Source organism: Archangium sp. (assembly GCF_057119385.1).
Map to the genome: position 1 here is coordinate 1 of NZ_DBNGVP010000089.1, position 26,707 is coordinate 26,707.

General features: G+C 69.3%; 23 protein-coding genes and 1 pseudogene. 16 read left to right on the forward strand and 8 right to left on the reverse strand.

Translation table 11 applies throughout. From position 1 onward, the window contains the following. Positions 1 to 704: KUP/HAK/KT family potassium transporter (locus tag AC16DP_RS21085; protein WP_483956835.1), on the forward strand; the 704-nt coding region annotated here is incomplete at its 5' end. 134 nt (positions 705 to 838) lie between these two features. Here the strand turns inward: AC16DP_RS21085 and AC16DP_RS21090 are convergent. Both AC16DP_RS21090 and AC16DP_RS21095 read right to left on the reverse strand, forming a co-directional pair. Further along, on the reverse strand, positions 839 to 1,690 hold the full coding sequence (locus tag AC16DP_RS21090) for a class I SAM-dependent methyltransferase (RefSeq protein WP_329733738.1): 852 nt from the start codon (positions 1,688 to 1,690) through the stop codon (positions 839 to 841). Between the two features lie 219 nt (positions 1,691 to 1,909). Next, entirely contained in the window at positions 1,910 to 2,644 is a 735-nt protein-coding gene (locus AC16DP_RS21095) for a metallophosphoesterase (protein ID WP_329733739.1), read from the reverse strand. A gap of 215 nt (positions 2,645 to 2,859) precedes the next feature. On the opposite strand from AC16DP_RS21095, the gene AC16DP_RS21100 reads away from it, so the two are divergent. The 4 genes from AC16DP_RS21100 (at position 2,860) to AC16DP_RS21115 (ending at position 6,967) form a co-directional block, all read left to right on the forward strand. Then, complete coding sequence (locus AC16DP_RS21100) at positions 2,860 to 4,467, forward strand: golvesin C-terminal-like domain-containing protein (protein WP_329733740.1); 1,608 nt, start codon at positions 2,860 to 2,862, stop codon at positions 4,465 to 4,467. 13 nt (positions 4,468 to 4,480) lie between these two features. After that, positions 4,481 to 5,629, forward strand: a complete 1,149-nt coding sequence (locus AC16DP_RS21105) for a tolB protein precursor protein (protein ID WP_329733741.1) — start codon at positions 4,481 to 4,483, stop codon at positions 5,627 to 5,629. 244 nt (positions 5,630 to 5,873) lie between these two features. Then, positions 5,874 to 6,338: a hypothetical protein gene (locus AC16DP_RS21110; RefSeq protein ID WP_329733742.1), complete on the forward strand. Its 465-nt coding sequence runs from the start codon at positions 5,874 to 5,876 to the stop codon at positions 6,336 to 6,338. Continuing rightward, positions 6,335 to 6,967, forward strand: a complete 633-nt coding sequence (locus AC16DP_RS21115) for a hypothetical protein (protein ID WP_329733743.1) — start codon at positions 6,335 to 6,337, stop codon at positions 6,965 to 6,967. The genes AC16DP_RS21110 and AC16DP_RS21115 overlap by 4 nt, the downstream gene beginning before the upstream one ends. Here AC16DP_RS21115 and AC16DP_RS21120 read toward each other — a convergent pair. From AC16DP_RS21120 to AC16DP_RS21140, 5 genes are all read right to left on the reverse strand, one after another. Further along, complete coding sequence (locus AC16DP_RS21120) at positions 6,960 to 8,057, reverse strand: FAD-dependent oxidoreductase (RefSeq protein WP_329733744.1); 1,098 nt, start codon at positions 8,055 to 8,057, stop codon at positions 6,960 to 6,962. The genes AC16DP_RS21115 and AC16DP_RS21120 overlap by 8 nt on opposite strands. An 84-nt stretch (positions 8,058 to 8,141) precedes the next feature. Next, positions 8,142 to 8,999, reverse strand: coding sequence for a carboxypeptidase-like regulatory domain-containing protein (locus tag AC16DP_RS21125; RefSeq protein WP_329733745.1), 858 nt, complete (start codon positions 8,997 to 8,999; stop codon positions 8,142 to 8,144). Positions 9,000 to 9,182: 183 nt separating this feature from the next. Next, positions 9,183 to 10,541: a hypothetical protein gene (locus AC16DP_RS21130; protein ID WP_329733746.1), complete on the reverse strand. Its 1,359-nt coding sequence runs from the start codon at positions 10,539 to 10,541 to the stop codon at positions 9,183 to 9,185. A gap of 138 nt (positions 10,542 to 10,679) precedes the next feature. Further along, positions 10,680 to 11,351 carry a DsbA family oxidoreductase gene (locus tag AC16DP_RS21135; protein WP_329733747.1) on the reverse strand — a complete coding sequence of 224 codons (672 nt, stop codon included), beginning with the start codon at positions 11,349 to 11,351 and terminating at the stop codon, positions 10,680 to 10,682. A gap of 138 nt (positions 11,352 to 11,489) precedes the next feature. Continuing rightward, entirely contained in the window at positions 11,490 to 12,524 is a 1,035-nt protein-coding gene (locus AC16DP_RS21140) for an ATP-grasp domain-containing protein (protein ID WP_329733748.1), read from the reverse strand. Between the two features lie 69 nt (positions 12,525 to 12,593). Between AC16DP_RS21140 and AC16DP_RS21145 the strand changes: the two genes are divergently transcribed. The 8 genes from AC16DP_RS21145 (at position 12,594) to AC16DP_RS21180 (ending at position 23,252) form a co-directional block, all read left to right on the forward strand. After that, complete coding sequence (locus tag AC16DP_RS21145) at positions 12,594 to 14,042, forward strand: sigma 54-interacting transcriptional regulator (RefSeq protein ID WP_329733749.1); 1,449 nt, start codon at positions 12,594 to 12,596, stop codon at positions 14,040 to 14,042. 117 nt (positions 14,043 to 14,159) lie between these two features. After that, complete coding sequence (locus AC16DP_RS21150) at positions 14,160 to 14,984, forward strand: TadE/TadG family type IV pilus assembly protein (protein WP_329733750.1); 825 nt, start codon at positions 14,160 to 14,162, stop codon at positions 14,982 to 14,984. Next, positions 14,984 to 16,576 (forward strand): pilus assembly protein TadG-related protein, encoded by a 1,593-nt coding sequence (locus AC16DP_RS21155; protein ID WP_329733751.1) that lies wholly within the window; start codon positions 14,984 to 14,986, stop codon positions 16,574 to 16,576. Before AC16DP_RS21150 ends, AC16DP_RS21155 begins: the two co-directional genes overlap by 1 nt. Further along, a complete protein-coding gene (locus tag AC16DP_RS21160) occupies positions 16,570 to 17,523 on the forward strand; it encodes a pilus assembly protein (protein ID WP_329733752.1) in 954 nt (317 codons plus the stop codon). Before AC16DP_RS21155 ends, AC16DP_RS21160 begins: the two co-directional genes overlap by 7 nt. Next, entirely contained in the window at positions 17,520 to 18,320 is an 801-nt protein-coding gene (locus AC16DP_RS21165) for a hypothetical protein (RefSeq protein WP_329733753.1), read from the forward strand. Before AC16DP_RS21160 ends, AC16DP_RS21165 begins: the two co-directional genes overlap by 4 nt. Positions 18,321 to 18,421: 101 nt before the next feature. Then, positions 18,422 to 21,316, forward strand: a complete 2,895-nt coding sequence (gene ileS / locus AC16DP_RS21170) for an isoleucine--tRNA ligase (protein WP_329733754.1) — start codon at positions 18,422 to 18,424, stop codon at positions 21,314 to 21,316. A 149-nt stretch (positions 21,317 to 21,465) separates the two neighbouring features. After that, positions 21,466 to 22,173 carry a hypothetical protein gene (locus AC16DP_RS21175; protein WP_329733755.1) on the forward strand — a complete coding sequence of 236 codons (708 nt, stop codon included), beginning with the start codon at positions 21,466 to 21,468 and terminating at the stop codon, positions 22,171 to 22,173. A 413-nt stretch (positions 22,174 to 22,586) separates the two neighbouring features. Then, the gene (locus AC16DP_RS21180) at positions 22,587 to 23,252 is read left to right on the forward strand and encodes an AarF/UbiB family protein (RefSeq protein WP_329733761.1); all 666 of its coding nucleotides are present in this window, start codon (positions 22,587 to 22,589) and stop codon (positions 23,250 to 23,252) included. On the opposite strand, the gene AC16DP_RS21185 is transcribed toward AC16DP_RS21180, so the two are convergent. Further along, positions 23,137 to 24,030 carry a hypothetical protein gene (locus AC16DP_RS21185; RefSeq protein ID WP_329733756.1) on the reverse strand — a complete coding sequence of 298 codons (894 nt, stop codon included), beginning with the start codon at positions 24,028 to 24,030 and terminating at the stop codon, positions 23,137 to 23,139. The genes AC16DP_RS21180 and AC16DP_RS21185 overlap by 116 nt on opposite strands. Positions 24,031 to 24,241: 211 nt before the next feature. On the opposite strand from AC16DP_RS21185, the gene AC16DP_RS21190 reads away from it, so the two are divergent. The 3 genes and pseudogenes from AC16DP_RS21190 to AC16DP_RS21200 all read left to right on the forward strand — a co-directional run. After that, the gene (locus AC16DP_RS21190) at positions 24,242 to 25,000 is read left to right on the forward strand and encodes an SDR family NAD(P)-dependent oxidoreductase (RefSeq protein ID WP_329733757.1); all 759 of its coding nucleotides are present in this window, start codon (positions 24,242 to 24,244) and stop codon (positions 24,998 to 25,000) included. 46 nt (positions 25,001 to 25,046) lie between these two features. Then, a complete protein-coding gene (gene lepB / locus AC16DP_RS21195; RefSeq protein WP_329733758.1) occupies positions 25,047 to 25,994 on the forward strand; it encodes a signal peptidase I in 948 nt (315 codons plus the stop codon). Positions 25,995 to 26,116: 122 nt separating this feature from the next. After that, positions 26,117 to 26,707, forward strand: a pseudogene (locus tag AC16DP_RS21200) (hypothetical protein); the annotation flags it as partial.

A 26,707-nucleotide genomic window follows, 5' to 3' on the forward strand; every position in this document is an offset into this window, starting at 1 on the left:
GCTGGAAGTACCCGCTGTGGCTGTGCATCGCCGCCACCGGCTGGTTTTTTGTGGTCGACCTGCTGTTCTTCTCGTCCAACCTGCTCAAGCTGTTTGCCGGTGGCTGGTTCCCCTTGTTCATCGGCGGCGTGGTGTTCGCGTTGATGTTGACCTGGAAACAGGGCCGCCACCTGCTGAGCCAGGCCCACATGGCCGAGGCCATCGACCTGGGCGGCTTCCTGGAGGCGGTGTTCGTCAGCCCGCCGCTGCGGGTGGCCGGCACGGCGGTGTTCCTCACGGCCGAGCGCGGGGCGGTGCCCAATGCGCTGTTGCACAACCTCAAGCACAACAAGGTGCTGCACGAGCAGGTGATGCTGCTGACCATCGCGTCGGAGGAGGTGCCGCACGTGCCGCCGGAGGACCGGGTGGAGGTCATCAAGCTGGAGGAGGGCTTCGTGCGGGTGATTGCGCGCTACGGCTTCATGGAGAACCCGAGCATTCCGGACATCCTGAAGCGGGCGAGGGAGAAGGGGTTGCAGTTCAACCTGATGGGGACGTCGTTCTTCCTGGGGCGCGAGACGCTGATACCGAGCAAGAAGCCGGGGATGGCGATGTGGAGGGAGGCGTTGTTCTCATGGATGTCGCGCAACGCGAGGAGCGCGACGGCGTACTTCCGGATTCCGCCCAACCGGGTGGTGGAGCTGGGCGCCCAGGTCGAGCTGTAGCCCGAGCAGGTGGAGCTGTCGCCGCCGTCTCCTGCTCGCGGCCATGTCCCCTCTCCCTCCGGGAGAGGGACGGGGTGAGGGTATCTGGACCCCGGGTTGAGCCCGTGCAAGAGGACCCGTGCCCCTGACCGTGCTCACCCCGGTTTACGGACGGACAGTCCGAACATGAGAGGAATCTCGGGGACGCCGTCGGGGAGCAGGAAGCGGTGGCCAGGGGCGGCGCGCATGCCCTCGAGCACCTGGCAGCCGTTGGCGTAGCAGTACTCCTCGAGCCGCTCGAGCTGGAGCCCGTGGCGCAGGAGGGGATTGATGACGTCCCCGAGCCCCCACTGGAAGCCGTGGCAGGGGTGGGGATTCTTGAAATCCCGCACGCCCTCCTCGTAGCCCCAGTGCACGAGTCCCTCACCAGACCGGGCGACGTAGTCCCCGACGCCGACGGCCTCGGGGATGGAGTGGCCGCCGCCGTAGGGGTAGGTGAGGCGGAGCTTCTCGTCGAACATCCAGAGGACGGGGTGGAACTCGACGAGGACGAAGCGGCCACCGGGCACGAGGACGCGGGAGATGCCCTCGGCCCAGGAGTTCAGGTCGGACAGCCAGAAGGTGACGCCGTAGGAGCAGAAGACGAGGTCGAAGCGGGCCGGGGGCGCGGAGGCGAGCCAGTCGTAGACATCGGAGCGCTCGAAGGTGCCGGGGAGGCCGGAGCCCGCGGAGAGGGAGCGGGCGAAGCCGATGGCCTCATCGCTGATGTCCACGCCGGTGACGAGGGCGCCGCGGGCGGCGAGGCTGAGGGTGTCCTGTCCGGAGTTGCACTGGAGGTGGAGGAGCGAGCGTCCACGCAGGTCGCCGAGCAGCTCGAGCTCCTCGGGGAAGAGGGTGGAGCCGCCCTCGCGGAGGAAGCGGGCCTGGTCGCCCTTGTGGCTGTTGTGGGCGCGGGTGGCGGCGTTCCAGGAGAGGCGGTTGGCCTCGTGCAGGTCCTTCTTCAACATGGGGTGTTCTCCTGTGTCTCGGATTGTCCGCACGTGAGAAACGTTCGTCCCTGACAAGGCCACGGCCCCACGGGGTGGGGTGACTGTCCGTGGTGGACGGGAGCGTGGGGGTGTCCGTCACGGAGCGGACGGTGGAGGCGTGCTCGCTGGACATTGCACCGCGCGCACGCTCCTCGCGCGGGGCACGCCGTCACTACTTCCGTGGCCGAGTAGCCGGGGCTACTCGTCGAGCAGCAGGGGCGAGAAGCCCGCCGCGTCACACGAGGCCAGCACGTAGCGGATGCCGGCCCGCTCCCCGGTGAAGCCCGCCGGGATGCCTCCCGCGTGCAGGTGTCCGTAGACGCACACCTTCGGCTTGAAGGCCTCGATGGGGCCCAGGAACGCCGTCGTCTTCTCGTTGGCGTACAGCGGCGGGAAGTGCACCGCCACCACCCGCGTCAGCGGCTCGGCGCTCTCCTTCTCCTTCTTCTCCGCGTCCGCGATGGAGGCCGCCAGCCGCCGCGTCTCCCGCTCCACGTACCCCGCGTCCCCCGACTCGTCCCCCATCTCCCCGCCCGGCATCGGCGGGGCCTCGGGCGCCGTCCACAGCCGCGTGCCGGCAATCACCCACCGCCCGATGACCACCGAGCTGTTGTGCAGGAAGTTCTCCAGCGTCTTGTACGGCTCCAGCAGCCTGCGCAGCTTCGACGCCGAATCGCCCCACCAGTAGTCGTGGTTGCCGCGCACCAGCACCTTGCGCCCCGGCCGCTCGTCCAGCCACTTCAGGTCGTCCAGCACCTCCGTGGGCCGCGTCGCCCACGAGATGTCGCCCACCACCAGCACCACGTCCTCGGGCCGCACCTTCTCGTCCCAGGCGCGCTGCAAGGGCAGTGGATGCTCCGCCCACCCGAAGCGGTGCATGTCCTTGTTGCGCGTGGAGGGCAGATGGGTGTCGCCAATGGCGAAGAGACGCATGTCCTTCTCCTAACCCAGCCCGCCTCCCACGTCGCCCCTCCTGTCGCCCCGCGCCCGCATGCCCCTCGGGCGGCCACCGGCCAACCGCTCAATATACCTGGGATACTTGGGACTTCAAGTGAATTCCTGGTAAAACGTGCTTCCCTTGTGCTCTGAGAAAGTGCATGTTACCGCGCCAGTCCCCCCAGCCTCGTCTTTCCATAGGAGTGCTGTCCATGCACCCGTTCCGTAAGCCGTTGGCCACCCTGGCCGCTGCTCTTGCCCTGGCTGCCTGTGGTCCCCAGGAGCCCGCTCCCACCCAGACCCCGGCCGCGACCGAGGACTCCCGCACCCCCGCCCAGCGCGAGGCCGAGCGCACCCCGTACCAGCTGGACCAGGCCTTCGCGAAGGCCGGCGCGGACTTCGGCGTTCCGGCGGAGCTGCTCAAGGCCATCTCCTACACCGAGACCCGGTGGGAGATGATCCAGGGCCAGGTGGAGTTCGAGGGCGTGCCCGCGGCGTTCGGTCTGATGGCGCTGCGGGGTGAGAAGCTCTCCGAGGGCGCGCGCCTTGCCGGCGTGGCCGAGGAGGCGGTGCGCACCCAGCCCGAGGCCAACATCCGGGCCGCCGCCGCGCTGCTGTCCTCGTACGCCAACGAGCTGAAGCTGGACCGTGCGGACGTGGGCGCGTGGGCCCCGGCCGCGGCGAAGTACAGCGGCATCGACAACGCCGAGGCGCAGGCCCAGTACATCCACCAGAACGTCTATGACGTGATGCGCAAGGGCGCGGTGGCCCAGACGCCCGCGGGCGATCTGGCCGTGTCGCTGATGCCCACCCAGGCGCAGGCGAAGTTCCCCGCGCCCGGCGTGGTGCGCTCGATGAGCGCGGACTACGCCCCGGCCATCTGGCGTCCCTCGCCCAACTACAACTCGCGTCCGGCGGGCACGGACGTGTCGATGATCGTCATCCACACCTGTGAGGGCAGCTACTCGAGCTGCTGGAGCTGGCTGACGAACAGCGCCTCCGGCGTGAGCGCGCACTACGTGGTGAACGAGAGCGGCTCGGAGATCTCCCAGCTGGTGCTCGAGTCCAACCGCGGCTGGCACGTGGGCGCCAGCTACGACTGCAGCCTCAACGGCAGCGTGATGTGCGGCCTCAACGGCACCTCGGTGAACAACTTCTCGGTGGGTATCGAGCACGGTGGCTCGGCCAGCCAGACGTCCTTCCCCGCGGGGCAGATCGACGCCTCGGCGAAGCTCTCGTGCGACATCACCCAGGGCCAGGGAATCGTCCGGGACAGCTACCACATCGTGGCGCACGGCCGGCTGCAGCCCGCCTCCCGTACGGACCCGGGCCCCAACTGGCCGTGGAGCACGTACATCAGCAAGATCCAGGGCTACTGCGGCGGTGGCAGCACGGGCAGCATCATCATCGACAGCAACCAGGCCAACAACGACACCTCCAAGGGCTACGTCGAGGTGACGGGCACCAGCTGGGTGTCCTCCACGAACGTGGCGGGCTACTACGGCTCGGGCTACTACGCCTCGCCCACGGCGGCGGTGTCGGAGCCGGTGACGTTCTACTTCTACCTGCCCGCGGCGGCCACCAAGACGATCGACGCCTGGTGGACGTCCGCCACGGACCGCTCCACGACGGCGCCCTTCATCATCACCAACTCCAGCGGCACCAGGCTGGCCACGGTGAACGTGAACCAGCAGATCAACGGTGGCCGGTGGAACACGCTCGGCACGTGGAGCTTCCCGGCCGGCTGGAACAAGGTGCAGCTGAGCCGCTGGACCACGGCGGGCTACCAGGTCATCGCGGACGCCGTGCAGGTGCGGTAAGAGTCGGGTTGTGATGACTCGGGACTTCGCGAAAAAGGCGTGGTGGGGTGGAGCACGGCGGTGGGCGGTGCTCGCCCTGCTCGGGGCTGGATGCAAGGCGGGCACGTGTGGCTCGGGCGCATCCGGCTCCGGGCCCCTCTCCGAGCAGGAGCGGAGGGGGTTGCCGGGAGTGATTGCCTTCGTGTCGGAGCGAGCGCCCCAGAAGGATGTCTGGTGGGTGCGGCCCGCCACGGGAGAGCAGACGCAGCTGACGCGAGGTCCCGAGGATGAGTACCCCGGCGCGCCATCTCCGGATGGCGCGTCGTTGGTGGTGGTGGCGGCGGCGGAGATTCAAGGGCTGCACGTGGAGCAGCTGAGACTGGCGCCGCTGGACGGCGGACCGGTGGTGATGTTGGCGCCGCCGCGGGGCCGTGCGCGCAACCCGAGCTGGTCGCCGGACGGCAGCTGGTTCGTGGCCGAGTCGGACGCGCAGAGCTTCAGCGACGTGGTGCGGCAGGCGCCGCGGGCGGACGCGGAGGTGACGCGGCTGACGCAGGCGCCCGAGGGCAACTTCGAGCCGAGCGTGTCACCGGACGGGACGCAGGTGGCGTTCGCGTCGAGCCGGACGGGAGATCCGGAAATCTACGTGATGAAGGCGGATGGGACGGACGTGAGGCGGCTGACGTTCTTCCACAAGGAGGACATGGCGCCGAAGTGGAGTCCGGACGGGAAGTGGATTTCGTTCGTGAGCGACCGGGAGGGGCGGGTCCGGGTGTTCGTGGTGAAGCCGGACGGGACGGATGTGAAGGCGGTGTCGGGGAGCCAGCAGACGGGGGAGGAGCGGGAGCCGGTGTGGAGTCCGGACGGGAAGAAGCTGGCGTTCGTGGGGAGGGCGAAGGACCAGAAGGCGCGCATCTGGGTGGCGGACATGGCGGGAGGGGAGCCGGTGGCGCTGACGGATGGGAAGAGCACGGATGACCAGCCGGAGTGGAGTCCGGATGGGAAGTACCTGGCGTTCGCGTCGGAGCGCACGGGAGACGTGGAGCTGTTCCTGATGAGGGCGGACGGGAGCGGCCAGACGCAGTTGACGAGCACGAAGGGAGCGGACTGGTTGCCGCGCTGGTTCGTGCCGAAGACGTTGCCGCCCGCGGGGCAGGGCACCGGGCGGGCCGAGGGCACCTGAGCCCGGGCCAACCTCCCCTCTCCCCTCGGGAGAGGGACGGGGTGAGGGTGCCACGCATCCCGGGTTCCCACCTGGGAGAGAAGACCTCCGGGTCCCGAGTTCCAACCGTGGAGCTCCCCGGGGGCACCTTGCCATTCCCGACAAAGGACCGCAGACTGCCTGACCTGAGACGTCAGGGGCCTCCGCTATACTGAGCAGGTTCAGTGAGCAGCAGGCCCGGGGGCCTGTCCGGGAGGGGAGGGGCATGGGGATGGGACGAGGGAAGGCGGCCCTGAGGAGGGAGTACGAGGCGCTGAAGAGGGGCGGGACGGAGGCACACACGCGGGGCCGCCGGCTCGAGGGGCTCGTGTACGAGCTGCTCGAGTCCGAGTCCTTGCACCCGCGGCGCAACCTCCGGCCACCCGGGGAGGAGATCGACATCTCCTTCACGGATGGACACCGGCACTTCCTGTTGGAGGCCCGCAAGCTGACGGGGACGCTCGGGGTCTTCCTCTACATCGGAGCGGAGTTCAGCAAGGCGGCCATCCAAGCACTGACCTGGGGCAAGGAGATCAACACCGTGCTCGTCAACGAGCAGGACATGTCGGATGCACTATCCCCCGTGCACTCGTTCCGCGAGGTGCTCGACCTGAAGCTTCGGCATGCCGCGCGTTTCGGGGAGTGCCACATCCCCTACATGGCGCTCCTGGAGAGCTGGAGGCGCAGATGAAGAGGAGGTCTTCCAGGTTGTCCGGCCGTCCGAAGGTTGCCTTCATCGTCGAGGGCAATGAAGGCAAGTGGCTCGTGGAGGCATTGGCTCGGAAGGTGGTGGCGCGGCTGCACCTGGAGGAGCCGCCCTGCTTCGAGACGGTGCGGCTGTTTGGAGCGCCGCACATCATGGGCATCCTCTCCATCGTGCTGTTGCTGTCCGAGAGGGACTATCAACCCATCATCGTCGTCTTCGACACGCACACGCGGAACAGGCAGCGCATCGCCGACCTGCTCCAGGAGATTCAGCTTCCGCTCATCAGGGCAGGCGTGTCCGAGCGGGTGCTCCTGGTGCCCGCGATCCCCTCCATCGCGAGCTGGGTGTTCGCGGACGAGAAGGCCCTCGAGCGTGTGGCTGGAGCGCACCTGCCGGAAGGGAGCTCGCGTGCGCGAGGCCGGCCCGAGGTGCTTCTGAGGAAGCTGCTCGGAGATTGGAGCGACAGGGAGCAGAAGCGCGTGGCGCGCTACCTGGACCCCGAGCGGATGCACGGCGGGGACAAGAGCTTCGATGCCTTCGTGCGGGCGCTGCGGCTGGCGCTCGGTGCGGGACACCCTCCCGTGTCCGAGGAGCGGGAGCCCGCGGTCACGTGAGGCGCGTGGCCAGCCGTTGGAAGCGGGCCATGAAGCGCCCGTCGATGAAGTCCTTCAATCGCCACATGGCGCGGCCGTGGAAGGCCAGTCCCTTCCACTCGCCCACCGCCGTGCCATCTCCCGCGTTGAGCAGCGAGAGGAAACCCGGCTGGGCCCGGTAGGGCCTCGGCGAGCCCGTGCCCGTGAGGAAGGCGTGCAGGTTGTGGCGCAGCACCGGCCCCTGCCTCACCGCGTACACACCGGCCTTCGGTACGTGCTGTCCGCTGAGGAAGCCCGCGCAGTCTCCCGCCGCGAAGAGCCCCGGGTGCGAGGGGCTCTCCAGGGTGTCCTTCACCGCGAGGTAGCCCCGTGCATCCACGGCCGCGCCGCTCGAGGCGAAGAGCTCCGGTGCCCGGGCGCCCGTGGCCCACACGCACGTGCCGAAGGCGAGCCGCTCGCCCGAGGCCAGGTGGGCCACGCTGGCCTCCAGCGCCGTCACGCGGGACTCCAGGCGCAGGTGGACTCCCCGGCGCTCCAGCAGTCCCCGCACGCGGCGCGCGGCCGCGCGGGAGGCACCCCGGGGCACCTGGGGCCCGTCCTCGAGCAGTACGGTGGGCCGGCCCGTGCGCGCCTGGAGGCACAGCGCCAATTCCACGCCCGCCGCGCCCCCGCCCACCACCAGCAGCGGGCCCGTCTCCTGGCCCGACGCGAGGCGGGAGAGGGCCCCCTCCAGCGGCTTGAGCGGTACCGCGTGCTCGCGCACCCCGGGCACCGAGTCGCCCGCGGGCAGCGAGCCGATGTCGAAGCTCGCCGCGTCGTACGTCAGCGTCCGTCCGTCTCCCAGCCGGAGCTCCCGCCGGTCCGCGTCCAGGCCCGTGACACCACTCGGCTCCAGCCTTGCCCCGGCCGCTCGTGCGAGCCCCTCCAGGTCGAAGCGCAGCGCCTCCAGCGCGTACTGCCCCGCCAGATAACCCGGGACCCTCCCGCTGTAGAACTGCGTGCGCCCCCGGGAGACCAGCACCGTCTCCACGCCCGGCCAGCGAGCCCGGGCCAGGGCTTCCAGCACGAAGAGGTGCGCGTGGCCGGGGCCGGCGAGGACGAGGCGTTTCACGGCGGCCACCGTACCTCACCGCGCGGGGCTGCCGGGCGAACGAGCCCCCGTCAGGCCGCCGGCCCGCTCCGGAGCTCCGGGGAGCTACGGAGTGTAGCTGCCCGGATACAGCGTGAGGACGAGCCCCATGCCCGCGGCGGCACCCGCGTTGCGGGCCTGGTAGTCCCTGGAGCCCTGGATGGAGAGGCTGAAGGTCTCCGCTTCCGCGCCGGAGTGGACGTAGACGAAGAGGCCGGTGGCGCTGGTGGCGTCCTGGGTGGCGCTCTGGAAGTCCGGGGCGGGGTAGTAGATGCGGTGGGCGAGGTCTCCGCGATCGAGCACCACATGGGCACCCGCGACGGGCGCGCCCGAGGCATCCACGACGCGGCCGAGGATGAAGCCGGCCTCGCGCAGCGTGCGGGCCCGGTCATCGGTATGGGCGCGGATCCACGGCTCGCCGACGGCGCGGGTGAGGGCGTCGTGGAAGGAGGTGGGCAGCGCCCAGACGCGGGCGTTGATGATGTCGGTGCGGGGCCGGGTGCGGGTGAAGACGGTGTCGAAGACGACCGTGGAGCTGCGCACGAACCCTTCGTGCTCGAAGCGGGCGGCGAGACTCAGGTGGATGTCTCGCACGGGCACATCGGGCACGGAGAACGCACCCGCGGCGCCGATGTCACCCCGGCCGAGCACGGAGTCCGCGTCGCTCACACCCACGCGCAGGGGCTCCTCGATGATGAGCGGGAGTCCCTCGAGCGAGGGCACCGCCTGGCCCCGGGATTCGAGCAGGCGTGCGGCCTCGGGGAAGAGCTCGGCGTGGCCGGTGACGCCGATGGTCAGGTGGTCGAGGTCCACCATCGTGCTGTCCCCGCGGTCCACACCTGGATCCGGGTCCACGCCGTCGCCACAGGCGACCGGGGCGAGCCCGAGAAGAGCACAGCAGATGACGAGACTCGGACGCTTCATGACTGGGCGCCAAGATCTCCACGCTCCCGCGTATCGGCAATCCACCCCGGGGCCCGAGACGTCCCGTGGAAGACGGAACACTTCCCGAGCCGTTGCGCCCCGGTGGAAAAGGCGGAGGGCCGCCCCTGCCTCGCGAGAGGAAGGGAGCGGCCCTCGACGTCACCCACTGCTGGAAGTCACGACCTACCGGCGGCCGCGGCCCCAGCCACCACTGTTGCCGTTGCCACCACTGTTGCCGTTCCCGCCGCTGTTCCCGGAGGGAGGAGGGGAGCTGTTGCCGCCGCTGTTGCCGCCGCTGTTGCCCCAGCCGCCGCCGTTGCCGCCGCCGCTGTTGCCACGGGACGGAGGCGGGGGAGGGCTGTTGCCGCCGCCGCTGTTGCCGCCACTGTTGCCCCAGCCGCCGCCGTTGCCGCCGCCGCTGTTGCCACCGTTGTCACGGGGAGGAGGAGGCGGGGGAGGGCTGTTGCCGCCGCCGCTGTTGCCGTTGCCACCGCCGTTGCCCCAGCCACCGCCGCGAGGAGGAGGCGCGTCGTCGTTGCCGCGGCCCTGGCCACCGTTGCCGTTGCCACCGCCGTTGCCCCAACCACCGCCGCGAGGAGGAGGAGGCGCGTCGTCATTGCCGCGGCCCTGGCCCGGGTTGTTGGTGTGGCCGGGAGGGTTGCCCCAGCCGCCCTGGCCCGGAGGCGTGCCGCCCTGGCCCGGAGGCGTGCCGCCGTGGCCCGGGGGCGCGTTGTTGCCGCCGTTGCCCCAGCCGCCGCCGTTGCCGTTGCCGTTACCGTTACCGTTGCCGCCGGGCGGATTCTGATCCTGGTTGCCCCAACCGCCACCGCTCTGGGGCGGGCGCGTGCCGGTGCCGGTGCCCGGGGGAGGCGGAGGCTGCTGGCCCCAGCCGCCACCCTGCGAGGGCGGATTCGGATTCGGGTTGCCCCAGCCGCCGCTGCCGGTGGGCGGGCGCGTGCCGGTGCCGGTGCCCGGAGGAGGCGGAGGCCGCTGCGAGTTGCCCCAGCCGCCGTTGGAGGGAGGAGGATTCGGGTTGCCCCAGCCGCCGTTGGAGGGAGGAGGCCGGTTGCCGCCGCCATTCACGGGCGAGGCGTCGTGGTAGTCGTCCCAGTCCCGGGGCTTCGGAGGCGGACGGTAGTTGCTGTAGACGTACACCGAGCGGTCGCGGTCCCAGCGGTACGAGGTGCCCGAGTACGAGTACGGGAAGTAGTCGTGGCTGTGGCGGCCGTGCAGGTAGCAGTGATGGCCGCCCGGAATCGGGTGGTAGTCCATGTACCAGATGACCCGCGGCGCCCGGTACACGTACACGTCCTCCGAGTAGGAGTAGTCGTTGATCTCCGAGGGCGCGTAGCCGTGGACGTGGTTGTACGACTCGGTGCACCAGCCGCCGTACGCATCCGGGTGGGGGCCCGAGTAGCGGTACTGGTAGACGGTGGCCGGGGGGGTGTTGTCCGAGTAGTAGCCGGGCCGGTGGTAGTGAGCGACACAGCCGGAGCCCATCACCAGGGCGGTAGGGACTGTGAGGAGCAGAAGGCGACGCATGGAGGTTCTCCGGGGCCGGTCGTTGGGGGCCAGCCCGCCCAGTTCATCACGGTGAAGACAGGGAAGCAGACGGGCGGGCACCGAGAATATTCAACACCCCGTTTCCCGTCATTTCCCGGGGACTCCCACCCCCGCGGGCTAGTGCACCATGCGCTCGGACGAGCCGGAGCGCGGGGCGTGCAGCTTGCCCAGGCAGGTGAGGATGTGCTCGCGGTACTCGGCCACGTCGCGCAGGCCGCACACCATCCACCGGCCGGCGATGACGAGGGTGGGCACGCCGCGCACGCCGCGGCTGGTGGCCAGCTCGTGCTCATCCAGGATGAGCTTGCGCGTGTTGTCCGAGTGGAACGCCGCCGAGAAGGGGCTCATGTCCAGGCCCACGCGGCTGGCCAGCTCGAAGATGACGTCCGTGCGCGTCACGTTGACGCCCTGCTCCAGCGCCGCACGCTGCATGGCGCGCGCGAGGTGGCTCCTGGCCGCGGGGCCCTGCAGCCGCGCCGCCTCCAGCGCCGCCAGCGCGGGGATGCTGGTGCGCGGCGCGTCTCCGCCCTGCCACAGCTCCGTGCTCAGCAGCTTCGCCACCGGCTCCGGCTCCTGCTGGGCCCGGCGCACCTCCTCCGTCAATCCGCGCAGCTCCTTCTCGGTGGGCCTCTTGTCGTGGACGCGCAGCGGGTACGGCCGCACGCGCCAGCGAATGAGGTCGCCGAACTCCTGTTTGAGGGTTTCCAGCCGCAGGTCGGCCAGGTAGCACCAGGAACACAACACATCCTGGTAGACGGTGATCTGCAGCGGCTTGGGCAGGGGCTTCATGTGCGAGCGCCGGGGAGATTACGAAGGTCGCACTCCCACTGCCAATCCCCTCCGACATTTTGCGTAGGCGCCCATTCCCAGGAGGGCCGAGCAAGAGGCTCGTCCGTCCGCCTGCCCCCCGGGCGTCTCGGCCGCGCTTCACACTGCCTGTAGCTGGCCTCCCGCCGCCGCGTGCGTCCCCGCCAGGGTGAGCGCATGGTCGACGATCGCCCCGGCGATGTCCTGCTTCGTCGCCTGCTCCAACCCCTCGAAACCCGGACTCGAGTTGAGCTCCATCAATCTCGGCCCCTCCCGGCCCTCCAGCATGTCCACGCCGGCGATCTCCAGCCCCAGCAGGTGCGCGGCCTTCACCGCCACGTCGATATAGGAGGCGGGCAGCTCCACCGGGTGGCCCTCGCCGCCGCGGTGGATGTTGGAGCGGAACTCGCCCTTCTTGGCCCGCCGCCGCATGGCGCCCACCACCTTGTTGCCCACCACCAGGGCGCGCACGTCCCGGCCCTTGCTCTCGGCGACGAACTCCTGGAGCACCACCTCCTGCCCCAGGTCCCAGAAGGTGTTGACGATGGTCTGCAACTCCTGGAGCGAATGGGCGATCATCACCCCCACGCCCTGGGTGCCGCGCAGCAGCTTGATGATGACGGGCAGGCCCCCCACCTCCTCCACCAGCTTGCGCACGTTGCTGCGGTCATGCGCCATCACCGTCCGGGGCACGTCCAGCCCGGCCGCGCACAACAGCTGGAGCGCCCGCAGCTTGTCGCGGCTCTGGGAGATGGCGCTGGCGCCGTTGAGCACCGCCACCCCCATCATCTCGAAGTGCTTCACCACCGCCAGGCCGTAGCCGGTGATGGAGGCGCCGATGCGGGGGATGACGACGTCCACGCCCTTGATGTCCACCCCGCGGTAGAGCATCCGCGGCTGGCCCGGGGCCAGCACCATGGTGCAGCGCAGCGTGTCCAGCACCAGGGGCCGGTGGCCGTGCTGCTTGATGGCCTCCACCAGCCGCCGGGTGGAGTACAGGGAGCGTTTGCGCGAGAGGATGACGACCGTCTTCTTGGCCCGGGGCTTGCGGGGGGCCTCCGGGGTGTCGGACGGCGGTGGCTCGACGGGGCGAGCGGGGGCCTTCGGGCGGGCCCGGGCGGGCGCCTTCTTGGACGAGACCTTCTTGGCGGGCATGGAAGGAGGGAGAGCCTACCACGGGCGGGGGCGGGTGGCGTCGCCCGTGTTTGCTATCATCGGAAAGTGATGAATCCAAAGGAAGCGCACCCGGACGATGTCCTCACCAACCCGGGGGAGAATGGTCTCGACTCCATCGTCGCCCCGGCCGACGGGGGCGTCGGCTCGGGCACCGAGGTGCTGGTGCTCGAGTCGCGCACCACCCTCAAGCTGCGCAAGTGCCGCATCCAGGTGTCCGCCGGGCCGGACGAGGGCAAGTCCCTCATCTCCGACAAGGAGCGTCTGCGCTGTGGGGCCCACCCCACCAACGACCTGGTGCTCGCCGAGGACCGCACGGCCAGCCGTCACCACTTCGAAATCATCAACACCGAGCGCGGCTGGCTCCTGGTGGACCTCAACTCCACCAACGGCACCTTCCTGGATGGGCGCCGGATTGAGCGCGCCTACCTCTCGGCCGGGGCCCAGATTCGCGCCGGCTCCTCCACCCTCACCTTCGCCCCCATCGACGAGGAGGTGACGGTCGAGCCGGACCGCGAGGGCGAGCTGTGCGGGCTGGTGGGGCAGAGTGTGAAGATGAGGCAGGTGTTCGCGCTCATCAAGAAGATCGCCCCCATGGACGTGTCCGTCATCATCGGAGGCGAGACGGGCACGGGCAAGGAGCTGGTGGCGCGGGCCATCCACGAGCTGAGCGGGCGCAAGAAGGGGCCCATGGTGGTGTTGGACTGCGGCGCCATTCCGCCCAACCTCATCGAGAGCGAGCTGTTCGGCCACGAGAAGGGCTCCTTCACGGGGGCCATGACGTCGCGGCCGGGCGCCTTCGAGCGGGCGCACGGGGGCACCATCTTCCTGGACGAGCTGGGTGAGCTGCGGTTGGACCTGCAGCCCAAGCTGTTGCGCGTGCTGGAGAACCGCGAGGTGCGGCGCGTGGGCGGCAACGACACGCTGGAGGTGGACTGCCGCGTCATCGCCGCCACCAACAGGGATTTGCCCAAGGAGATAGCGGCGGGCAACTTCCGCGAGGATCTCTTCTTCCGCCTGTCCGTCATCAACCTCCAGCTGCCGCCGCTGCGCGAGCGCCGCGAGGACATTCCGCTGATCCTCAAGCGGGGGCTGGCGGACCCGGAGGTGATGGCGCGGCACGGGCGCAAGCGGATTTCGCCCGAGGCCCTGTCGCTGCTGATGGCCTACGGGTGGCCGGGCAACGTGCGCGAGTTGATGAACGTGCTCTCCCACGTGCTGGCCTTCAGCGATGGCGAGGAGGTGCTGCCCGAGGACCTGCCGCCCCGCGTCCGCGGCCAGCAGCGCGAGGGGCCGCTGCCCTTCAACGAGCACCTCACCTTCAAGGACGCCAAGGAGCAGCTGCTGGAGAACTTCGAGCGCGAGTACGTCACCAGCGTCCTCACCCGCTGCGAGGGCAACCTCTCCCGCGCCGCGCGTGAAAGTGGCCTGCACCGCAAGTCCATCGAGCGCCTGGTGAAGAAGTACCAGCTCGACGCCAAGGGCATGAAACCGCGCTGACGCATTGCGTTGTCCCGGGGGTGTCAGGTCAAATGTCGCAGCCGTGCAGCCAGGCGCCTCCACCGGTCCAGTTGACCGATGGGAAAGTCAGCGGTGGAGTGTGACAAAGGCCCTGACATGAGCACCGTGGAGTCCCGCGCCCCCAAGGGACATGAATCCGGTCAGGCGGCCGTGGAAGCCGCTCTGACTCTGCCGCTCGTCATCTTCCTCGTGCTGGGGACGCTGCAGCTCTTCATGATGCTGCAGGGCCGCATCATGGCGGAGTACGCGGCCTTCCAGGCGGTGCGTGCGGGCAGCCGCAACCACGGCGACTGCGAGCCCATGGTGCACGCGGCGCTGGGTGGGTTGCTGCCCAGCGTGACGCCCTACCTGGGCGGCAAGGGGAAGGGCTCGGCGGCGCAGAAGCTGGCCTCGGCGTGGAAGGAGCGCGTGGGCTCCAACGGCGAGAGCGGAGATCCGGACAACGCGGGGCCCCACTACGTGAAGGGCAAGGACGGCGCGCACGACGGCCCCATCTTCTGGCTGGTGCGCGAGTCGCCCCGGGCCTCCGCGGTGCAGAGCCCCGAGGATGCCGACTTCGATCTGCCCCGGGGAGACGGCTCCCAGGCCATGCGCCTGGAGGTGCGCCTCATCTACTGGTACCGGCTGCGCATTCCCTTCGCGGACTGGGTCATCAGCCGCATGCTTCTGGCCCACCTGGGGCTCAAGAACTACGACGCCGTCAACCCGCTGATGCCGGCGGACGCCAAGGCGGGCTGGACGAAGAGCACCGAGCGCGTCGTCAACCTGGACCCGCTCATCCGTGACGAGCTGCGCACCCGCGTCGGCTCCAAGCAGTACGTCTTCCCCATCCAGGCCACCTACGGCATGCGGATGATGACGCCCGCGCGCAAGCGCTACTTCGGCGAGCAGAACTGCCCGGGCACTCCGGAGGGGCTGTGATGAGACGCCGTGGACAGACGCTGGTGGTCTTCGCGCTCAGCCTGCTGCTGCTGGTGCTGATGGTGACGATGACGCTCTCCATCGGCATGAAGGCCAAGGAGAAGATGGAGCTGCAGACGATGGCGGATGCCGCCGCCTACTCCAACGCGGTGGCCACCGCGCGCGCCTTCAACTCCATCTCGCTGATGAACCGGGCGCTGATGGGGCACATGGTGGCCCTCACGGGCGTGGAGAGCCTCATCTCCTGGAGCAGCTACTACCGCGGCGCCATCCAGGGGGCCAGGAACGCCTACGACGATCCCCTGACGGCGTACTCGTTGATCGCCGCGTCCAGCTGCCCCACCACCAACGTCGCGATGTGCCGGTGCGCCACCCAGGCCATCCTCGACATCACCCAGACCCAGAGTGACCTGGAGAACGCGGACAAGCAGCTGGACACCCAGTGGGAGCCGCTGGACAGGGCCGCGGGCCAGGAGGCGGCCTCGTTGCAGCTCTCCTCCATCTGGGAGGAGCAGAAGGACGTCTACGAGGCGCTCACCCGGAGCGTGAGCAGCAATCCGGCAATCGCCACCAGCATCGTCAGCGAGGCCAGGAGGGGCCTGGCCTTCGGAGGCGAGGACGTGTCGGCGAAGGAGGTGGCCATCAACGGCCGGGAGCTCGAGGGCGGCAACGGCTGCGGGGGCAACGGCGCCGCGTGCCTGCGCCGCAACGCGGGCAGGAAGCTGCACTTCGTGGACGCGGCCATGGGCAGCCGTGGCTATTCCTTCGTGACGGGGCGCGGGGTGACCGCGCCCATCCGGCGCAAGCTGCGGCGGTTGATTCCCAACCAGGACCGCCTGGTGAGTGTCTCCAACAGCGGCAGTGGCTACTTCCCCGCGCAGAGCATCTCCCACTCGGGGCCCACCATCGACGCCACCGAGGTGTGGGGAGACGATCATGGGGATGTGAGCATCGTGTTCAACCGGGGCCAGGCGCCGTGCCCGAGGTCGTTTCCGGGCACGGCCGGGGCCGAGGCGCACGTGCGCAGCAACCACCGGGCGGACACCAGCGACGAGCACGTGTGGACGAACGGCCACCGCGATCCCGACGCCCAGATCCGGCACACCATGGGCACGTGCACGCAGTGCCCGGGCATCTGGCCCTCGCACATGGACTACAACTACAACCTGGTGACGGACGGCGGGGACAACTACGGCCAGCCGAAGAACTACGCCGTCATCCAGCGCGACTACCGGCAGCGCCCCGGCGAGGGGCAGGCGGACCCCTGGAACCTCATGTTCCGCTTCCGCTTCTCCCCGAAGAAGGAGGGCGTGGAGTTCGACAACCGCGGTGTCGAGCTGTCGGACGTGAACGGCGGCACGGACATCTCCAAGGCCACGGCGCTCTCCGCGGGCATCGCCTACTACCGGCGCGCGGGCCCCAACTGGCAGGAGCCGCCCAACTTCCTCAACCCCTTCTGGCGGGCCACGCTCGTGTCGGCGCACGTGGATGACCAGGGCATCAAGGACGTGAGGACGACGCTGAATGACACCGCGCCGTTCGCCGCCGAGGTGTACGAGGCGCTCAGGAAGAAGGAGTACAAGGGATGGTAAGGCTGCGCGGCAGGGCCTCACAGCGCGGCCAGGGCACCACGGAGCTGGCGCTCGGGCTGCTGCTCTTCGTCACCATCCTCATCTTCGGCATCCACTTCGCCGAGGTGGGCTACCTGTCGCTCAAGGTGCAGGAGGCGGCCACCAGCGCCTTGTGGGACACCACCAGCGCGGAGATGCACACGCTGCCCAACGACTTCAAACCCCTCACCGACCTCATCAACGACGATACGCCCGGCAAGCTCGCCACCGAGCGCTACCAGGACTTCGACGGGCGCACCTCCAAGACGGGGAGGCCCCGGGTGGTCCAGCTCTTCACCTCGGCCGAGGGCCTGGAGGTGACGTGCCGCGCGGCCGGAGGCATCTCCTTCGCGCCCTCGCGCTCCACCAGCGGGGTGTACAAGGACGTGGGGGGCATGAGCTGCACCGCCCAGGCGGAGCTCTCGCCCGTGAAGAAGTTCACCCGCCGCTTCCTGGACAGGGGCAGGGGCGCCTTCTTCGACGTGCCCCACTACACGATGGGCGCCATTCCCGTGTGTGGCCTGGGCCGCGTGCGGGGCGGCGAGTGCGCCGGCGGCTTTGGCATCCTCCTGGACGACTGGGGCCTGGCGAGCGCCGAGGAGTCCCGGGAGTGCAGGGTGCTGGATGACGCGGGCTGCGACAATCAGGCGTATTACCGGTCCGCGCGCAAGGTCTACGCGGCGCACCTGCCGGGCATGGGGGCCTCGCAGCGGCTGGCGCGCTCCATCGTGGGCCAGGCTCCCATCGATCCCGGCAAGTTCTGGATGAGCTTCCGGGGCATGGACAGCGGCTTCCAGGAGAAGGAGAACGGCGGCGACCAGGACCCCAACGACTGGAAGACGACGCCGGGCGCGGGCAGCCGCAGCCCCGAGTACAACAGCTCCTATTCGAAGCGGCAGAACTGCTTCCTGGGGACTTGTCCCCCGTGAGCGCCCGGCTGGGACTGGTGCTGTGGGCGGTGCTGGGGGGCCTGGGCGTCGCCTCCGCGCAGCCGGCGGCCTCCACGCGGCCGGTGGCTTCCAAGCAGCCAAGGGCCTCCAAGCAGCCGGTGGACCCCGAGCCGGTGCCCTTCGCCTGGGACGTGCCCCGGGTGCTGGAGGCGGTGGAGATGCCAGGGGTGATGCGGGCCGATGGCATCCCGGTGCGGTTGCGCTCGGTGAAGAGCGCGGAGAAGCCCCAGGTCATCCTCCAGCGCCTGGTGGACCGCTTCGAGGCGGCGGGCTTCTACATTCCGCCGGACCACCACCGCACCCAGTGGTTCCAGGAGCCCCAGCTCACCGCGCTGGATACGGAGCGGCTCATCTCCTACACCTTCGTGCTGCAGCCCAACCCGGATGGGACCACCACGGTGATTCTGGGCGAGGCCAACCTGGGCATGGCCCGGCGGGAGCAGGCCGCCTTCGCGCCCGTCTTCCCCGGGGGCAAGGATGTGATGCAGAGCGAGATGGAAGGCGCTCGCACCATGACGTACCTGGCGGAGGCCGAGCCGGAGAAGGTGGGGGACTTCTACCTGAAGGAGCTGCGCGGGGCGGGGTACTCCGAGACGGACTCGGGGACGTGGCGCCGCGGCGGCGAGGAGCTGAAGGTGTCGGTGCGCCCCGTCAAGCCGGGCCACGTGGCGGTCATCGTCATGCGCCGCATGAGCACCGTCGAGGACGTGATGGAGCCGGACGTCCGGGAGGGCCCCCAGCCCGCCCGCTCGCGGCCCGAGCAGGGGCAGCGCTGAGCCCGGAGGGGAGCCCCTCTCCGCCCGGGACCGTCGCCGGGAGGCCCCCCGGTACGCTTGCGGATTGAAGCGCCTGCGGGCCCGTGTTACGGCCGGATGTCATGAGCGACACCGGCACCCCTCCGAAGGACTACAAGGACTCGGTCAATCTCCCCAAGACGGACTTCCCCATGAAGGGGAACCTGGCCCAGCTGGAGCCCAAGATGCTCGGCTGGTGGGCGGAGAAGGGGATTTGGTCGAAGATTCTCGAGCGGCGCGCGGCCGCCGAGCCCTTCGTGCTGACGGACGGGCCCCCGTACGCCAACGGCCACATCCACGCGGGCCACGCGCTCAACAAGATCCTCAAGGACATCATCGTCAAGTACCGCAACATGGCCGGCCGCCGGTGCGACTACATCCCCGGCTGGGACACCCATGGTCTGCCCATTGAGCAGGCGGTGGAGAAGCGGCTGAAGGACAAGAAGATCGACAAGCGCACGCTGGACCGGGACGCCTTCCTGGAGCAGTGCCGCGCGTACGCGATGGAGTTCATCGACATCCAGCGCACCGAGTTCAAGCGCCTGGGCATCCTCGGTGATTGGGACCATCCGTACCGCACGCTCGACTTCTCCTACGAGGCGCAGGAGATCCGCGAGCTGGCCACGTTCGCGAAGCGGGGCATGCTCTACCGGCGCAAGAAGCCGGTGTACTTCTGCGTGACGGACCAGACGGCGCTGGCCGAGGCCGAGGTGGAGTACGAGGACCACGCCAGCCCCTCCGTGTACGTGGCCTTCCCGGCGGGCCCCGAGGTGGCCGAGAAGGTTCCGAAGCTGAAGGGGAAGAACGTCTCCTTCGTCATCTGGACCACCACGCCCTGGACGCTGCCGGCCAACCTCGCCATCGCGATGAATGGCGAGTTCGAGTACGTGTTCTACACGCTCGGCGAGCGCGTCATCTGCGTGGCCAAGGACCTGCTGCCCAAGGTGCTCGCCGAGGTGAAGGCGGACGAGCTGGCGGTGAAGAACGCGAAGCTGCCCGGCGGCGAGGAGGTCGCGGCGGCGTCGCTGGTGGACCCCGAGCGGATCGTGGCCTACGCGCGCGGAGAGGAGCTGGAGGGCTGCACCTACCAGCACGTCTTCTACGAGCGGCAGGGGAAGATCCTCCTGGGCGAGCACGTGACGCTGGAGGCCGGTACGGGCCTGGTGCACACGGCGCCGGGGCACGGCCAGGAGGACTACGAGGTGGGCCTGAAGTACGGGCTCGACATCTACAACCCGGTGCGCCTGGACGGCCGCTACGACGAGAGCGTGGGCCCGGTGCTGACGGGCAAGAAGGTCTTCGAGGCCAACCCCATCGTCATCGAGCTGCTGGCCGAGAAGGGCGCGCTGCTCAACGACAAGTCGGACAAGGTCGAGCACAGCTACCCGCACTGCTGGCGCTGCCACAACCCGGTCATCCTGAGCGCGACATTCCAGTGGTTCATCCCGCTGGACAAGCCGCTGCAGGGAGACACGTCGTACCGGCAGCAGGTGCTGAACGAGGTGGACCGCGTGCAGTGGGTGCCCTCGTGGGGGCACAGCCGCATCCGGGGCATGCTGGAGACGCGGCCGGACTGGTGCATCAGCCGCCAGCGCACGTGGGGCGTGCCCATCCCCATCGCCTACTGCGAGGGCTGCGACGAGTCCGTCATCTCCGCGGAGCTGATGGCGAAGGTGGCGGACGCGGTGGAGAAGGAGGGCGCGGGCGTGTGGTACCGCACGCCGGTGAAGGAGTTCCTCCCCGCGGGCTACACGTGCCAGAAGTGCGGCAAGACGGAGTTCCGCCGCGAGACGGACATCCTGGACGTGTGGTTCGACTCGGCGTGTGCGTTCAGCGCGGTGTCCGAGCGGCGTCAGCGGGTACCGGCGGACCTGTTCCTGGAGGGGAGTGATCAGCACCGGGGCTGGTTCCACTCGTCCATCCTGGTGGCGGTGGGCACGCGCAACATGTCGCCCTACAAGACGTGCCTGACGCACGGCTTCGTGGTGGACGGCAAGGGCGAGAAGATGAGCAAGAGCCTCGGCAACACCGTGGCGCCGGAGAAGCTCATCCAGCAGTACGGCGCGGAGGTGCTGCGGCTGTGGGTGGCGAGCAGCGACTACCGCAACGACGTGCGCCTGTCGGATCAGATCATGAAGGGTCTGAGCGAGGGCTACCGGAAGATCCGCAACACCATCCGCTACGCGCTGAGCAACCTGTACGACTTCGAGCCGGAGAAGGACGCGGTGCCCGCAGACAAGCTCCTGCCGCTGGACACGTGGGCGCGAGGCCGGCTGGCGGAGGTGGTGGCGCGGGTGCGCAAGGCGTACGACGCGTACGAGTTCCACCTGGTGTACGCGACGGTGGTGGACTTCTGCGCGGGTGACCTGTCGGCGGTGTACTTCGACATCCTGAAGGACCGGTTGTACACGTCGAAGGCGACGGGCCACGCGCGGCGCAGCGCGCAGACGGTGCTGCACGAGGTGTCCACGGTGCTGCTGCAACTGCTGGCGCCGGTGATGAGCTTCACCTCGGAGGAGGCGTGGCAGTACCTGCCGGGGAAGAAGACGGAGAGCGTGTACCTGACGGACTTCCCGGAGCCGGCGGTGAAGCCGGACGCGGCGCTGTCCGAGCGGTACGAGAAGCTCTTCGCGGTGCGCGGCGCGGTGCAGGGCCTGCTGGAGGCGGCACGCCGGGACAAGATGATCGGCGCGTCGCTGGAGGCGCGGGTGGTGCTGAGCGCGAGCGGCAAGGCGCTGGAGTTCCTGAAGGCGAACGCGGCGGAGCTGCCGGGGCTGTTCATCGTGAGCCAGGTGGAACTGGCGGACGCGGCGGGCGAGAAGGCGCAGGCGCTGAACGTGGCGCAGGCGCTGGGCGAGGACGTGAAGGCGGAGGTGCTGACGGCGAAGGGCGAGAAGTGCCCGCGCTGCTGGACCTACTCCGAGAAGGTGGCCGCGGGAGCGCCCGTCTGCGAGAAGTGCCAGGAAGCACTGGGCTGAGCAGAAGAGGCCCGGTCCCCAAGGGCCCGGTGCCCTACTCCGTCACAACCCCTCTCCCCCTGGGAGAGGGACGGGGTGAGGGTGTAGGGCCCACCCGGGTTGAACCCACCCACTCCATGCGGGCATGGCCCCTGCGGTACGCTGGGCCCATGAAAAAGCTGATGCCGTTGTTTGCCCTGGCCGCCACCGCGTGCGGACACCAGGTTCTCGAGCGGGAGCTGAAGGATCTTCCGAGCCTGCGGCTCTCGGTGACGCCGGTGGCCATTCCGTCGAAGAACATGTGGTCCGTGCTCAACTACACGTGGAGCTTCGGCGAGGACTGTTTCCGGATTCCCGCCGCCACGCGGCTCACCATCAACGGAGAAGCCGCCACGGTGGAGAACCTGGGAACGACGCACCTGGGAATCGATGGGTCCTACCGGTGCAAGAACCCCACCTTCGAGAGTCCGCCGCGCCCGGCCGACGAGCCGCGCACCGAGTTCGCCCTCTCGGATGGGAGCTCGAACCTGCGCGCGGTCTTCCTGGGGCTCCGCGCGCCCCGGTACTCCCTGGTGAATGGCCAGGAGCAGGCCACCGTCCGCAGCGGGGCGGAGATCGACATCCAGTGGTTTCCGGCCACCGACCTGCTCGAGAAGGTGGACGTCTTCGTGATGAAGGATGGGGCGTCCACGCACTGGATCCAGAACCCCCAGGTGCAGGGCAACCACATCCGTCTCACCCTGCCGGCGTTGGAGTCGGGCAACTACGTCCTGCGCGTGAACAGCAAGGGGTCCGCCGGCGTGGAAGCGTGCGAGGGCTTCAACTCCTGCCATGCCGGGTTCGATGAGCGGAGCCTGGTGCCCGTCGTCGTCGAGTAGCGAGCAGTCAGGGAACCGGGCAGGCCCATGCACCTGCCCGCCCCGGCTCCTATCCTCGAAGGCATGTCCAGATCGAGGAACCCGCCGGTCGGCCGGCTGGCCAGGCTCGGGAAGGTGGCCGCGCTCTCCGCGCGAGGCTCCGCCGGGCTGGCCGTCCGCGCCCTGCGCAAGGTCGCGGGCTCCGATACCCAGGAGACCGAGCGCTCCACCCTCGGCCACGTCGTCCAGGTGCTCGGGGAGATGAAGGGCGCGGCGATGAAGCTGGGCCAGGCGCTCTCCATGGAGGTGGATGCGCTGCCTCCCGAGCACCGGCAGCTCGTGGCCCGTCTTCAGAGCGAAGCCCCTCCCATCGCCTCCGAGGAGGTTCGCCGAGTTCGATTCCAAGCCCCTGGCCGCCGCCTCGCTACCCCGGCATCGCCGAGTCGCTCGAGTCCGACTTCTCCAACCTCTCCCTGGTGGCGCGCGCGGCGGGGCTCACCTCGAAGCTGCTCGATGGCCGTGACTACGTGGAGGAGCTCCGCCGGGAGATCTCCCTGGAGACGGACTATCTCCTGGAAGCCGAGCGGGCCCGTGCCTTCCACGCGCTGCTCGCGTCCGAGGCGGACCTGCTCGCCCCCGAGCCCATTCCGGAGCGCTCCTCGTCCCGGGTGCTCTGCCTCACCCGCGTGCGAGGCCAGACACTCCAGCGGTTCATCGACTCGAACCCGGACGCGGGCGCACGCTGGCGCGTCAGCGAGCAGCTCATCCGCGCGGTGCATGGCCCGTTCTTCTCCGCGGCCCGGATCCACGCGGATCCCCATCCGGGCAACTTCCTCGTCACCGGGGATGGGCGGCTGGCGCTGCTCGACTTCGGGTGCGTGAAGTCCTTCCGCGCGGAGTTCGTCGAGGCCATCCGGACCTTCATGCGGTCCGAGCTCCGGTGTATGCCCGGTTGCTCGAGCGCACGGCTCCGCGCGCCTGGGCTCACGCCTCCGCTTCCAGCACCTCGGGGGCGAGCTCGAGCGGCTGATGCAGCACCATGTCCTCCAGGCCTTCGAGCTCGAGGGTCAGGGTGCAGTGTGCCTTCAGGTGCGTCTTGAAGGTGGGCGTGAAGTCCCGGGGGATGGGGAGCTCCACGTCGAACTGGTGCGCGCCCGCGGCGAGGTGTGCTGGCACCTCGACCGTCACCGTCTCGGTACGCAGCTTCGAGAACATTTCGTAGGCGCTGAGCTCGAGCCGGGCCTTGCGCACGGTCAGCGGGCTCGTGATGTCCACGAAGGCCCGCAGCTTCGCGGTCGAGCCGAGAGGGAAACGCTCGGCCAGGGGCTGGAGCGAGGCCGCCTTGAACTTCGACACCGTCCGCGCCTTGCCGATGATCCACCAGGTGAGTCCCACGCCCGCGACGAGCGATACGACGCTGTAGAGCCCTCCGACGATCCGGCTGGCTTCCGGGTTCTCGCTCGTATCGCGGATGTTGCCGAACAGCATGCCGAGGGGCAGGCAGAAGCATGCCAGCGCGGGAAAGAGCAGGCATCCCCAGGTGCTGGCGGCCGTCAGGGAGGAGCCGCGAGGTGCGAGCGGCTCGCGCAACGGGGGCGGCTGCGCCGTCCGGCCCGGTTCGAGTTGGAAGGGCTGGGTCCACCTCATCAACTCCCCGCCGTTGCGGTTGTACAGGGTGGCAACGGCCTCCCAGGAGATCTGGACGTCCTTTCCCCGGTAGCTCGGAGGGAGGTCCCGCGGCAGGCTCAGCTCGAAAGGAACCCGGCGTGCTCCCTCCAACCACCGGTCCATGGTGGACTCGCGGCCCGCGGACAGTTCCTCTCGCTGCTTCGATTCCGTATCGTCGTAATCCAGCTGCCCACGGACGCGGATCGTCACGCGGGCGGCTTGGTGCGATCCGGGTATCACGTCACCGAGGACCAGTTCACCCCGGAGCTTTTCACCTGTTCTCACAACAGGGGTGTGGAGTTGGAGGGGGGAGGGGTCGTTCATGAATCCCATGTTAACCCGCCGTTGCTTGCGCGGGCGCGGCACCCGGAGTGACATGAGGCCGCCACCGCATTCGGGCGTGGCTTTCTGAGAGAGACACATGCGCTTCGCGGGAAAGTCAGCGGTCATCACGGGGGCGAGTGAGGGAATCGGCTTAGCGATCGCGGCCGGGCTCGTCGAGGAAGGCGCACGGGTGGTGCTGGTGGCCCGGCGTGAGGACAAGCTGGAGGAGGCCGTGCGGAAGCTGGGCTCCCAGGCCTCGTACGTGGTGGGAGACGTGGCGAGCCAGGAGACGGCCGAGCGCGCCGTGGAAACGGCGGTGAGCCGCCACGGAGGGCTGGACCTGCTCGTGAACAACGCGGGAATCCTCCGCCCCGGGGTGGTGGGCACGTTCTCGATGGAGGACGTGGACGCGATGTTCGCGGTGAACGTGCGGGGGACGGTGGTGTTCACCCATGCGGCCGTGAAGGCGATGAGCGGGCGCAAGGGCGCGGCCATCCTGAACATCTCGTCGGCGGCGGGACGCCGGCCCCTGCCGAACATCGCCATCTACGGCGCGACGAAGGCGGCGGTGCAGCACCTGACGCAGACGTGGGCCATCGAGCTCGCGGCGCGGGGGATTCGCGTGAACTGCCTGTGCCCTGGAGCCATCGAGACACCCGCCTTCCGCTCGGTGGCGGATGCGGTTCCGGGCTTCGAGCAGGCGGCGCTCGACTCGAGCCTCATCAAGCGCATCCTCCCGGCCGAGGAGCTCGCGCGGCATGCGCTGACGCTGCTCGACGAGAAGGCGGGTGGATATGTGACGGGCGCCATCTGGGACGTGGATGGCGGTTTCCCGCTCAACCGCTTCGTGGACTGAGCGTCTTCAGGCAGGCTTTCCCTTCCCTTTTGAGTCCAGGAGCCCCATGTCGAGCGCTGCACCGAGAGTCTCCCGCTGGCGCCGCCTCTGGGCGGTGGTGCTGAGCATCAGCCCTGGCGCTGGCCACGTGCTGTTGGGGAGGTGGTGGCGGGGCGCGGTGTGGCTGGGCGTGCTGCTGGGGATGCAGGCCTTGCTGCCGCTCCTGGGCTTCCCGGGGTTCGTGCTCATGCTCGGGGTATTCGTGGGCGCGGCCGTGGATGCCGCGAGACTCCCGCCGCGAGCGCGGGGCGTGCCGAAGGTGGGATGGGTGCTGCTGGGGCTGGTGTGCTTCTGGACGGTGTCGGGCGTCGTGGGGCTCACGACGCGGCGGATGTTGGCCGAGCCTTTCCGGGTGCCCTCCGCCTCGATGCAACCGACGCTGTACATCGGGGACCAGTTCTACACGGACAAGACGGTGGGCAGCCCGCTGCGGTGGCGGACGGTGGAGCGGGGTGACGTCATCGTCTTCGAGGCTCCGCCGCAGCCCGAGCAGCAATTCGTCATGCGGGCGGTGGCACTGGCCGGGGATGCGGTGAGGGTCCGGAGCGGCAGGCTGCACCTCGGTGGCAGACCGGTGGAGTGGAAGCCGCTCGGGGGTTGTGAGGGACTGGGGCTCGCCCCGGAGGGGATGGACGAGTCCTGCCGGAGGTACGAGGAGACACTGGGCGAGCGCCCACATGAGATGCTCCTCAACGAGGATCCCGGCAGCTGGTCGTTCAACTTCCCATCCGAGCGCGTCCGGTGCCCTCGGGGCATGGAGGAGCGCGAGGACGGGTGCGTGGTACCGGCGGGGCATGTCTTCGTGCTCGGGGACAATCGTGACAACGCCCTCGACTCGCGCGTCTGGGGACCGCTGCCGCTGGAGAACGTGACCGCGGTGGCGCGCTTCATCCACTTCTCGTGGATGCCAGAAGGCGGCGTGCGCTGGGAGCGGCTCGGCACCCGGGTGCGCTGAGCGTGGAGGACAGGTGCTCCGCTGTCGTGTTGTTGCCCTAGAAGGGAAGGTGGTTCTCGATGTTGCCCGTCCATGAAGGTGCTTCCCGTGGTAGCGCGGCGGGTTGGAGGACCCTTTCGGCCGTGTGTGCCCTGGTGGTGCTCTCCGCGCCGCAATGGGCGAGCGCGGAGCCGCTCTGCGACCAGGACTGGGATGGCCGGACCCTCGTCATCCAGATTGGTGAGCGGAAGAACGATGGCACGCCCCTGGAGCCATACGACCCTCGAGAGCCGATGAAGCCCTACGAGTTTCTCGGAGATCGTCATCTCTTCCGAGAGCAGGGGGTGGTCTACCGGGCGGTGGGCAGATTCCAGGACCGGGCGGAAGGTAAGGAGGCATTGAAGCATGTCTACAACGACATGCCCCACCTCTACACGGGCGCCTATCCCCCGCTTCTCTCCACCCCTGGGGCGTACCTGGTGACTGATTCACCGAAGTGCACCATCAGCCGCAAGAACCCCGTCATCGATCCCGCCTCGTGGATCCTGGAGAAGGACGGAGTCCTGCTCGTGGGGGCACAGACGGAGTGCAAGAAGGGCCAACTCATCAAGACCATCACCGTGGTGTCGTGCGACGGGATGAAGAACCTGATGACCGACTCCGTGTCAGCACCCTGCGACGCAGGACGGGTCACCTCCTGCATCCACCCGGTCGTGCCGGGCGTGTTCGCGTTC